Origin of the sequence: Ensifer sp. 22460, assembly GCF_052044935.1 — a bacterium.
Taxonomy (GTDB): domain Bacteria; phylum Pseudomonadota; class Alphaproteobacteria; order Rhizobiales; family Rhizobiaceae; genus Ensifer.
The window spans coordinates 1-11,036 of the sequence record NZ_JBQENZ010000059.1 but is presented as its reverse complement, the minus strand read 5'-3'; the positions used below and the strand labels follow the sequence as shown (position 1 = coordinate 11,036).

General features: G+C 57.4%; 9 protein-coding genes and 1 pseudogene. 5 read left to right on the top strand and 5 right to left on the bottom strand.

Going from position 1 to position 11,036, the window contains the following annotated elements:
* The 3 genes from ACTJKM_RS35715 to ACTJKM_RS35705 all read right to left on the bottom strand — a co-directional run.
* On the bottom strand, nucleotides 1-659 hold a 659-nt coding region (locus ACTJKM_RS35715), incomplete at its 3' end, for a calcium-binding protein (RefSeq protein WP_440661872.1).
* A gap of 196 nt (nucleotides 660-855) precedes the next feature.
* Entirely contained in the window at nucleotides 856-1,950 is a 1,095-nt protein-coding gene (locus ACTJKM_RS35710; RefSeq protein ID WP_440638825.1) for a helix-turn-helix transcriptional regulator, read from the bottom strand.
* Between the two features lie 948 nt (nucleotides 1,951-2,898).
* Nucleotides 2,899-3,123 carry a DUF995 domain-containing protein gene (locus ACTJKM_RS35705; protein WP_440661871.1) on the bottom strand — a complete coding sequence of 75 codons (225 nt, stop codon included), beginning with the start codon at nucleotides 3,121-3,123 and terminating at the stop codon, nucleotides 2,899-2,901.
* Between the two features lie 277 nt (nucleotides 3,124-3,400).
* On the opposite strand from ACTJKM_RS35705, the gene ACTJKM_RS35700 reads away from it, so the two are divergent.
* The 5 genes from ACTJKM_RS35700 (at nucleotide 3,401) to ACTJKM_RS35680 (ending at nucleotide 9,386) form a co-directional block, all read left to right on the top strand.
* Entirely contained in the window at nucleotides 3,401-5,413 is a 2,013-nt protein-coding gene (locus tag ACTJKM_RS35700) for an acyltransferase family protein (protein WP_440638829.1), read from the top strand.
* 629 nt (nucleotides 5,414-6,042) lie between these two features.
* Nucleotides 6,043-6,315, top strand: a complete 273-nt coding sequence (locus ACTJKM_RS35695; RefSeq protein WP_440638831.1) for a hypothetical protein — start codon at nucleotides 6,043-6,045, stop codon at nucleotides 6,313-6,315.
* A gap of 336 nt (nucleotides 6,316-6,651) precedes the next feature.
* On the top strand, nucleotides 6,652-7,899 hold the full coding sequence (locus ACTJKM_RS35690) for a glycosyltransferase family 2 protein (RefSeq protein WP_440638833.1): 1,248 nt from the start codon (nucleotides 6,652-6,654) through the stop codon (nucleotides 7,897-7,899).
* A gap of 47 nt (nucleotides 7,900-7,946) precedes the next feature.
* On the top strand, nucleotides 7,947-8,708 hold the full coding sequence (locus tag ACTJKM_RS35685; RefSeq protein ID WP_440638835.1) for a cephalosporin hydroxylase family protein: 762 nt from the start codon (nucleotides 7,947-7,949) through the stop codon (nucleotides 8,706-8,708).
* Between the two features lie 12 nt (nucleotides 8,709-8,720).
* Entirely contained in the window at nucleotides 8,721-9,386 is a 666-nt protein-coding gene (locus ACTJKM_RS35680; RefSeq protein WP_440638837.1) for a GNAT family N-acetyltransferase, read from the top strand.
* On the opposite strand, the gene ACTJKM_RS35675 is transcribed toward ACTJKM_RS35680, so the two are convergent.
* Nucleotides 9,362-10,207 carry a glycosyltransferase family 2 protein gene (locus ACTJKM_RS35675; RefSeq protein WP_440638839.1) on the bottom strand — a complete coding sequence of 282 codons (846 nt, stop codon included), beginning with the start codon at nucleotides 10,205-10,207 and terminating at the stop codon, nucleotides 9,362-9,364. The genes ACTJKM_RS35680 and ACTJKM_RS35675 overlap by 25 nt on opposite strands.
* A gap of 396 nt (nucleotides 10,208-10,603) precedes the next feature.
* A pseudogene (locus ACTJKM_RS35670) lies at nucleotides 10,604-10,945 on the bottom strand (helix-turn-helix domain-containing protein); the annotation flags it as partial.
* Nucleotides 10,946-11,036 lie beyond the last annotated feature (91 nt).

Below are 11,036 nucleotides of genomic sequence, written 5' to 3'. Positions count from 1 at the left end.
CCGTAAAGCTGATCATTCCCGTCCAACGTGGTGATGACGTCGTCGCCCGAACCGCCGGTGATCTGGACGTGCTCGACATTGACGAAGGTCGTGCCATCGCCGATCGCGGTGGCTGCCGTCGTGCTGATCATCGAGATATTGAGCGCAGCCGTTGCCGTCGAGCGGTCGATCACCGCCGTGTCCTCGCCGTCGCCACCGTCGAGCGTGTCGGCCCCGCCGTAGCTGTAGAGTGTGTCGTTGCCCGATCCGCCGTTGAGAATGTCATTGCCGGAAGAGGCCGCATTGTCATCGTCTATGAGCGTGTCGTCGCCCGCTCCGGCATTGATCGTGTCGCTGCCTTCGCCGCCGGCCAGATAGTCGGCGCCGTCGCCGCCGATCAGGCCGTCGTCACCGCTGCCACCAAAGGCCTGGCCGCCGTCGGCACCCGTGTCGAGCGTATCAGTGCCAAGGCCGCCATCCAGGTAGTCGTAGCCGGCCCCCCCGGTCAGCGTGTCCTGGCCGCCATACCCGTAGATGACATCATTGCCGCCCAATCCATTGATCTCGTCATCGCCGACCTCAAGGGAGGGGTCGCCGGCTTGCGGACCGCCGTGCAGGACATCGTCCTCCTCGGTTCCGCTAATGACGTCGCTGCCGTTCGTTCCGTATTTCTCGGCCATTTTTCCCTCCCCAATATGAATTTACATTACGGAATCCGATCAATTCTCAAGCAAAGCGCGTTGGGACCGCAATTCTCCGCGAGGCCAGCACTCGCGATGGTGACAGCGGCGACGCGCCGTATATTAGCAGTAACTAAACACAGTGTGCGAAACAGCGCATGACCCATTTGGGTCAAACCGGCTTCGAGCAGATGGGTCACCTCGCGGGAATATGGCAAATCCGGGAAAGTAGAGTCACGAGCTCCGATTGCCTGTGAGTACCCGTCTTGCTGAAAACGGCTTTGAGTTGGTTCCGCGCGGTCTCATAGGATATGCCGCAGACGCTTGCCACTTCCTCTAAAGACGCGCCGGTCGCAAGCCTGTCTGCCAGTTTTGATTCTGCCGCCGAGAGCGAAAAACAGGCCTGAATGGCAGCTTGGCCAGGTGTCCGCCCAATCTGGGGATCGATCAGCACTGCGACGGCTTGACCCGGTGCCAGCGGGTTGAAAGCGATGGATTTAAGCCCAACGACGCACGCAAGGATCGGGAAGAGCCCGGGTCTCGGAAACGCGACCACTGCGGAGCAGGATGATCCGTGGAGCAAAATTTGCCTCAGTGATCTATTGAACGTGGTCGTGGAGTTCGTGTCGTAGGAGCACAGCCTTCTGTCGACAATGCGTAACGCTCCATCCAGCATACCTTCCGCCGACCCGTTGAGCTTCACAACATGGCCCTTTGCGTCAAAGGCGATAGCAGCAACCCGGCTCGTTTCAAAAGCGTCAAGCGCGGCATCCATGCGAGCAAAGCCAAGCATTCGAGATATTGCGGAGGCAGTGCCTAGCCGGCCGGAAAGATTGGTTAGTGTCTGGAGTTGCGTCGGGGAGAATGGGCCCTGCTCAATGGAGCGCTGAAGTGAGAGGACCCAAAGGCTGTCCCCAGATGCCACCTTCACACATGCGCACCAGCGTAATCCATGTGGGGCAAGAAACTCCTGATAATACGAGTGCCTGGCAATCTGATCGGACGTGAACAAATCGAGGTCCGTCGCGATACCCTTCCGGATAAGAAGTGGTTTCACACCGTAGCGGACATCCCGCTCGACCCAACCTCCATTGATATAACTATCGACGGCACCCGCCATGGATTCGCTCTGGGGAAATCCCGGCAGTCGATTTTGCGCGTCAAAAAGCAGGGCTCCATAGGAGCCGGTGGCCGTGGCCGCGACATCCATCGCACCGTTCCATTTGCTGGGGTCGATCGCGGCTGCAACAAAAGCCCTCTCTATCGATTCCAGGTCGAACTCGGTCCTCATAACCACTCTCTCGGTCGATCAATTACATCGCGAGCACTAGCCATCAGCCGAGCTAGTAAGAGCGCCTGTTCTGTCTGGCGGCGAGCGTCGGTCTCCAAGACATATTGTTCCCCTTGGACGTGCAGAATCCGGACGCCGAAAATATCCGCATAGTAGTCGTGCCGCGGTTTACGATTTCAGCCGTGAGGGCAACGCCACGAACCCGATCGGAAAGCCAAAGATTTGCCGGCCTGTCGCATGCATACCGTGTCTGCGCTTGGGGCGAGGCTCGGCGTCTCGCCTTCGGCTTTTGGTGATTACGCTGATCCAAGTCGGCCACACTCTCCATTGTGAGCCCTCCACGTCAGGGTAACCGTAATGGGGGTAAGTTGGTCTTCCCGCCAGTAAACGCGAGGCCCTTGTTGGCTTTCGGCAACTTATTGGTTGCATAGTACATCGCCCGATCGGTTTGGTAGAGCCGCCAACCTGAACCCTCGCTGATATGATCCTGGGCAAAGGAATGGCACCCCGTCGGCCGAATAGTTCACCGACGAGGGCGGGCACCTGGCCCGAGATCGCACATACAACGCAGGGCAGTTGAGCAGTTCCCCCAGCGCTTCCCGTAAATATTAGTTGAACCTAAAGAATGTCGTGGATCAAGTAACTATTTTGGGTAGTGTCCGATGCACAATGCGCGTTTGGGGCGGTCTCCGACGCTGGACTTGCCATTTACGGCTCGCCACGACGATCGGCATGAATCAGCGCGGCGGCCGATTGGCACCCCGCGCCGACAAACACTTCTGCATGCAAACGCACCAAATGGCAGGTCCCACTCGAATGCTCGCTACGCCGCAAGTGCTGTTTTATCGAAGTCTTGACCGCTTCCAGGCGGCCCGTGACTTTGTCACCCTTTGAAAACTTCTTGATCTCGTCATCGTAGAAGCTGCCGTCGCCCGAGATGGACTTCGTTTAGATAGCCTTGCCCGCTTTGAACCACGCCTTGCAGGGCGCGTAGGTGAAGACTGTCGTTCCAGACGCATTCTTCCAATGCGATTCAAAGCAGAAGGTGTTGTCCTTCACGGTCCACGTGCCATCTGCCCAGGTGTGAGTGCCATCTTTCTTGTCGTAGATTCCGAGTAGCGTCCCGTCGGCCATCCACGTGAAGTAGACGTTTCCGTTGTCCTTGTACTTCACCGTATTGCCGATCTAGATCGCCTTGGTCTGTTCCTCAGTTAGCGGCGGAGCAAACACCAATAACCACGGATACCGCTCTGCGTCTCGCCAAGTACTTCCGGACGACGCTGGAGTTTTGGCTCAACAAGCAGATCCGCTTCAGGTGCTGGCGGCGAAGCCGCCACAATCCGACGGGATAAATTGCGCCCAACGTAGCAAACAGCGCGATCCCACTTGATCCAGCAATTTCTGGTCGATAATCGCAGGTGAGGAAGCACTCAGTCAGCAAGCGCAAATCATGTCGACACAACATGCCGAAAAGTATCGGCCGGACATCGATGGCCTCCGAGCCATCGCCGTCCTCTCCGTCGTAATCTACCACGCCTTTCCCGGTGGAAAGCTGAAGGGCGGTTTCGTCGGTGTCGACATCTTCTTTGTGATCTCCGGTTTCCTGATCACCGGTATCCTGCTCCGCGAACTGAAGGCTGGAACCTTCTCCATCCTGAAGTTCTATGCCAGGCGTGTGCTCCGGATATTCCCAGCCCTGATCACGGTTTTGGCCGCTTGTCTCGCTGCAGGTTGGCTCGGGTTGTTCTCTGATGAATACGCCCAGGTCGGGAAGCACGTCGCCGGCAGCGCCGCCTTCATCGTCAACCTGTTGCTCTGGCAGGAGGTCGGCTATTTCGACGTGTCGTCGGAACTGAAGCCTCTGCTGCATTTGTGGTCGCTCGGCATCGAGGAGCAATTCTATATCGTCTGGCCCGTTTTCCTATGGCTCGCCTGGCGCTGGCGGTTTTCGTTCCTCAAGTTGTCTCTGACGATCGCGGCCGCCTCGTTCGCGGCCGGCGTCTATTACACCTACGCCGATCCAACCTTGGCATTCTATGCGCCGCCGACCCGGTTCTGGGAACTGATGGCGGGCGGGATTCTCGCCTATTGCCTGGCGCAAGGCATATCGCCGAGCGACCGCCACCGCGACGGGTTCTCTGTCCTGGGCCTAGTCCTGATCGTCGTCGGCCTGCTGGTGATCAAGAAGAGCTATGCTTTCCCGGGCGCTTGGGCGCTGCTGCCGGTGGCGGGCGCTGTGCTCCTGATGGCGGCAGGGCCGGCCGCCGTGATCAACCGAACGGTGCTTTCTAATAAGGTGGCGGTCTGGTTTGGCCTGATCAGCTACCCACTCTATCTATGGCACTGGCCGATTCTCGCGTTCCTTCGGATCGGCAAGGCCGACGGCGTCTATCGCGAAATAGCGTGGGAGAGCCGGACGATCGCGGTGCTTGCGGCCATCGCTCTCGCCTGGGCGACATACCGCCTTATCGAGCGCCCGATTCGATATGGTGGTGACAAGCGGGTGTGGGTGCCGGCGCTGTCCGCGGGCATGATTGCGCTGCTCTTCACCGGCGCCGGTGTCTACGGCATGAACGGCATACCAAGCCGAGTCGAGCTGTCGCCGCCTTCCGCCGCCGTCCTTTTCGCCGACTACCCGCACCCGCTGAAAAACGCCACATGCGCCGAGGTGTACCCGGATCTTGCGGACGCATGGAGTTGCCTGCTGTCCAAGGACAGGCCGGCCGATGTCGCAATCATCGGCGATTCGCACGCTCACCAATATTTCCAGAGCCTGGCGAAGAAGCTGCCGAGCTTGAGCGTCCTGAACACCAGCGCGCCAAATTGCTTGCCCTTCTCTGGACATGCCCGCTGCGAAAAAGTCGCTGCCGACACGATCGCCTTTCTTGAGAAGAACCGATCGATCGAGACCGTCATTCTCGCCGGCTATTACAGCGTCCTCGCCGCCGGCATGAAATATGAGAACATCGAGGGCCAGCGGGTTGCAGCTGACCTCACCGATGAGCGTCGCGAGCGGTTTGAAAATGCTGGCCGGAAGATGCTGGCGGCCCTCGCCGCGCAAGGAAAGCGCGTCATCGTCCTCGGCGACATCCCGGACATGGTTTTCAGGCCGCGCGATTGCGTGGGCTTCGATAATCCGTTGATGGCGTCGCTTCGGGGAAGCCTGAGCGCCAAATCGCTCGACAAGTGCGGTATCCCGGAACCCGATTTCCGCGCCCGCATCCAGTCGTTCGACAACTCCCTCGCGGCCGTCCTGTCGGAGCATCCGAGCGTGTCGAAGTTTGATCCGCGTCCGCTTTTCTGCGACGGCTCTTATTGCATGGCCTATCGCGAGCCGACGTTCCTCTATTGGAATAGCGACCATCTGGCCATCGAGGGGGCAGACATGGTCATTGATGCGCTGCTGAAGGCGGTGCCCATCGGGACGCCGGTGGCGGCCGCCTCGGTGAGCAGCGTGCTATAATCCCCCCTTTCCGACTATCACCAGCACGACCCGCCGGACCGCCTCTGCGAAAATGACGCCGAGCGCCATTGGCGCAATACCGGTGAGGCGAACTTCACCCAACCTTCCCGCTTCGGCAACGGCCACGGAAATAGAGTCCTTATAGACGTCCAGTCCAATATATGCATCGTCAAGAGGTTGCGCCGCTCGGGAAGTCTTAGACCGGTAGTCAGCCCAAAGTAGGCGTGCCAAAATCATCTGTTTGTTGAACAAAGTTGGAGGCAGGACCCCGGTGGGGAACCCTCGCAAACGAACATAAGAGGAGTACCGCTATCCCAGATACCCTCAGTCAGAAAACGCCCAGCCTGGTCATCACGCCCGCCGTAGGAGGCGCCAACGAACCAGTACAGAGCATGCTGTAGAACTTCCTGCTCCTCATGCGGCGAGGGAAGCATGGCAGGCCACTGGAATGTCAGGCAGCCCACGCCCCTTTCCTGTCGAAATGAGGGAGGCAACTTCTTCCGAAAAACCGACGCCCAGTCTATCCTGGGGTAAATTGTTTGCGAGGGTTGATGCGAATCATCTTCTTGATCGGGTTCATTGCAGCCTTAAATCTCGGGGGCTGTTCTTCCACATTGGAATGGGCGCGAATGAATACCTACAACTTCGAGGCTCAGAGGGTGGAACTCGAAGGAGAGAAGTTCGATGTCTACCGTCACAAGACCGACAAATCTCTCATGGTCTCGCCGGTAGCCGCTTCGCCTGCCCCACCCAAGTTCGTTACGCCCTTGATGCTGGATGAGAAGCTCCGAAGCACCGCCCGGAGGTATCTTGAAAACCAAGGTGGAAGGGACTGTGTGATTACCGAAGGTCGACCTCTCCGAAATCAGGTCTATGAATTCTGGTATCAGTGCGCGCAGTGACAGCCCTCATGGGAGGCCTTCCTGGATTCTGCCCGAATCGCTTCTCGCGGATATTGTGTCGTGACATCGGCGCCGACGACGAACGATCGAACAGCCCTGGCGCAACGTTTAGGCAGAAGGCCAATCAACCACAAAGCTTCTAAGCTTTGTCCCACAAAATCTGGAAGTTGACCCAACCAGAGAGGAAGAACGAGAACCAACGCCGCTACAAGGCGCATGGATAAATAGGGCAATTCAAGGCAAGGCTCACACAAGACAGTAAACCGATAAAGGCCGCTACAAACGACTTGCGTGATCGGCCTCACGGGCCCCCGTTGGTCGATGATGGAGGGCGCCTTGCACCAGATAAAACTGAGTATCTGCATACCGACGTATAATCGCGCACCCTTCTTGGAGAAGGCTCTCAGCTACTTCGTCGACCTCTACAAATTTCCCTTCTCTTACGAGATTGTTGTTTCCGACAACGCCTCGACGGACGATACTTGCGAGGTCGTCAAACGTTTCCTCGGCAAGGGGTTGCCCATCCGCTACTTCCGGCAAGTAGAGAACTTCGGAGCGGAAGCCAATAGCTTGGGCTCATACCGGCACGCGCTGGGAGAATATGTTATCTACCTCGCGGACGACGATTTGCTTATCAATGAGGGGATTATCGAGGCGATCAGGTATCTCGATCTGAATATTGATGTCGGTGCTTGCTACGCGCCTTGGTACACCCATGATGAAGTGGATGGACGAGACAATCCGCCCTTCTATTCCGTCGCGAAGAACACCAAGTTCAAGAAGCAGGCGTTCGAAAGTTGCTTCGACTTTTTGATTGACGGACACGTGTTTCCCGAGATCGCCATCTTCCGATCTTCCGCGCTCCGGTCAGCTCTAGTCCAGCGCCACTTTGCCTACTGGGCATTCTCGCATCTCGCGCATTTCCTAGACCAGGGGGCCGTTGCCTTCCTCAAGAATCCGTTCTATCGCCAAGTGATCCGCTCGAAAATCACACGCGACCGCCCACAAGCCGGCCACGCCGAAGTTCTGACCGCGTGGGACCGCTATCGGGGCGGGCTAGAATACTTCCTCTACATGGGCGCAAAACGGGGGGCAGTGGACATGAACGCTGATAAGCGCCGCACGCGCGACGCCCAAGTCCTCGACTTCACGATGGTGCGGATGACGGTTGCCTTGCGAATGTGGTTCCAAAAGCGGGACTATGTCCGAGCCTACGAACTCTACACCCGGCTTATGATGGGGGGGTTCGCCAGTCACCCTGAGGTCGCCGAGGCGCGTAATGTCCTGCCTCTGATGGTGGCCGTCCAAACACTTGCCCAACAGGCCAACACCGCTCCCGAAGTCGAAAAACTGCTGCTACACGGTGTCGACAACCACGATTCGTTGGCAGACCTTCTGCGTGAGGTTGGCCTACGATCTGAGATTGAGATCGTGGCCCCAGCAACAGAGCTGACGGAGACTGAGGTTGGCCGTACCGCCGTGTTCGTCACGGAAGTCCGCGACCGCGAGCACTATGTCCGCAAGGGACACCCGCCAAATTTGGTACTCAGCGAAAGCGACCTCCTGAGCCACGTGCTAATGTGAATTTGGATTGGTGCACGACGCGCCATTCATGACAACGGAGAAGAGGCATGTCGACAACGGACGACCGCCAGGAGTTTGAGGCTCATAAAGATAGGATGAGCCGTGCGCTCGCGCAGGATGGAGATGCGCTGAAGCAGTCTGTCGAACTGCTGATGTCCCTGAACCGCTACGACTACCCGTATCTGTGGTCTTGGATGGGTGTTCCTATTATCCAATTGCCGGCAGACGTTATGGCGACCCAAGAGGCGATCTGGAACACGAGACCTGACGTGATCATCGAGACAGGTGTCGCGCGTGGCGGTTCTCTAATCTTCATGGCCTCTATCCTTGCTGCGACTGGACAGACCGAAGCAAAGGTGATCGGCGTTGACATCGACATTCGAGCGCACAACCGCGAGTCTATCGAGACACATCACCTGGCGGATCGGATTGAGCTCGTGCAAGGAGGGTCGACGGATGAATCGACACTCGAGCAGGTACGGGCACTTATCCCGCCGGGTGCTAAGGTCATGGTCGTTCTGGACAGCGACCACACATTCAAGCACGTCCTCGACGAATGCCGAGCATACGGGCCTTTGGTGAGCGACGGATGCTATCTCGTCGTAGCTGACACCGTGGTCGGCCATATACCGGAAGGCAGCGCAATCCAGCGATCCAAACAGTGGGAAACGGGCAATGATCCTTTGACCGCTTTGCGTCAGTATCTGACGGAAACCCAGGATTTTGAGGTAGATCCTGCCATCAACGGGAAATTGGTATTCTCGTCATCGCCAGGCGGCTATTGCCGGCGTCTCAAGACGTCAAAGTGAGCGAGGCAGTTGATGGCAAAGTTTGATCCGGTCTTTGTAAAGGCGAATGAAGACCGCCAACACTCGCTCATGATTCCGATCGTGTCAGATGGCGGCCATGTGATTGGTCGCCTCTGCTGTCTCGACCAGGCGAATGCTTCTGACCCCACGACGATTGCCGCTCTCACCGCATGGCGGAATGCCAACAAGGAGGCCTTCCTTACCCAATTCAAGGCAACCGAAGCCCGCACGGCCAACTGGCTCGAAAAGGTGGTTGTGCCCAGCGGAGACCGGATTCTATTCTTGATCATCGATGCTGATGACAAGCTTATTGGCAACGTCGGCTTCGCCAACCTAACTGAAGAAAGTGCCGAACTTGACAACGTTCTACGTGGCGAGGTTTCGACCTATCCGAGGATTGCAGCGGCGGCCGTTCAGAGCCTCTTGGCCTGGGGCTTTGCGGACCTTGGGCTGAAATCGATCCACCTCAACGTCTTCGCTAACAACGATAAAGCAATCGGGCTATACACAGCTCTTGGTTTCTTGCCGGGAGAGGAGCGGCGGCTGTCGGTTCTTCGTTCCGAAGACGAAATCCGATACCTGATAGAATCCGATGCCGGTGAACCCGTTGAGTTCGGCTACCTTTATATGATCCATGGACGATCAGAGGGTGCTCAAAATACCCAGAAGAGTTTGTAGCGCGTTTTCCTTCGAGCGTCATTCCAGCACATTCGGAAAAACTTCATTCTGGTGAAGAGGCTCGCCCTTGGAAGCTTGTGGAGTAGTTTATAGCACCCGAGCGTATAGGCTAGCCGTTGCCGCAGTTTGTCGCGGAACGACTTCGCGCCATACTTTTTCTCCGATCCCGATCCCTCCATGAAGTCGTAAGTTGGGCCGGGCACGTACGCAACGAGGTCTCGGATTACGAACTCGGCAATGACGTATGACGCCACGCACCAGGGATTATTGAACTCGTACCATCGCCCCATCAGCGTATCGATGGCCGATGAGCGAAATACACCATAGACCCATTCACCAGGGAATGTCAGGTTCCGCGGGACTTCTCCGGCAGCATAGCGACGCGGGAAGCCGAACGTCGAGGGCGATGGGTGTTTAAGTCTTACCACATCGCCGCGAATGCTCTTGGTCGAACCCGTGGCAAGCAGCTTGCTATCGTCAACTTCTAGGGCGCCGACGAGCTTGGAGAGAAAGTCCGACGAAGAGAAATCGTCACATGCGCGAAGGCAGAAAAAATCGCCACTGTCCGCTCCGAGGCGGAAAGCTTTAGCGAAATTATCCATTGCACTGAGATGCTGCTCGTTGTGCACGATCGAGAAGCGACGGTCCCGCTCGCAGAACTTCTCGGCGATCTTCACCGTGTCATCCGTGGAGCAGTTTTCTAGGATGATCGCGCGGAAATCTCTAAACTCTTGGTCGGCGATACACTGAAGGCTCGCCTCCAGCGTCTTGGCGCCGTTGTACACCGGAAACACCACGACAACGCCAGATTGCTTCGACATCATTGAGTTCCTAGTCACCTGAATTTTCAATCCGGTGACTATCTGCCAGAACCGGAAAACGCAACAGGCCCAACGAGCGTTGACTACGGCATGTACGTTCGCGGTCCGCGCCCATTCTCTTCCAGATCAACCTTCAAGCGACCGCCCTCGCCGCCTTTGCCGATCACCAAGCTTCCCGACGGCGCGAAAGGTGAAGCAAAGCCTGGGGTGGATCCCAGTTTCGGTGGTCAAGCTGCGATCACCCCGAACTCCGATCTCCTACCAGCAGATCATAGAGATTGCTCACCAAGTCGGCCCGGATCAGGGCCTTTGGAGCAATTCTCTCCGTATGGCTTGATTGCAAGAGCAGCAATGAGTTTAGTCCGCAGATGCCTGCCATCTTAGTGCTCGCTACGTCCGCTGCGAGCCGGTGTGCCGGACAAGGAAACGGTGCAGCGCCGACTTGCTGATGGCGATGCCCTGAGCTGCAAGGGCATCACGAAGTTCGAACAAGGTGCCGTCCCGGTGTTCCTCAAGCCACGACATGATCGCGTCGGCGTTGGCTTCGGTTTTGTACGAATGACGGTCTCCACCCAGCGGACCCGGTCGAACATGGCCCTGACGGACTTGCAGGTTTCGCCACCGGCTCACGCTGGCCGCACTGACGCCAAAGCGCTCGGCAGCCTCCCGGTGCGACGCTCCGGCTGAGACGGCGGCAAGAACACGTGCGCGAAGATCAACGGAAAGGGCTTTCGACATTATCTGCCGACCTCCATCGGCAGAAAGTTTGAATCAGAACCCATCTGATTTGCAAAGCCCAAATGATTCAATCAGTCAGGGAAACGCTCTA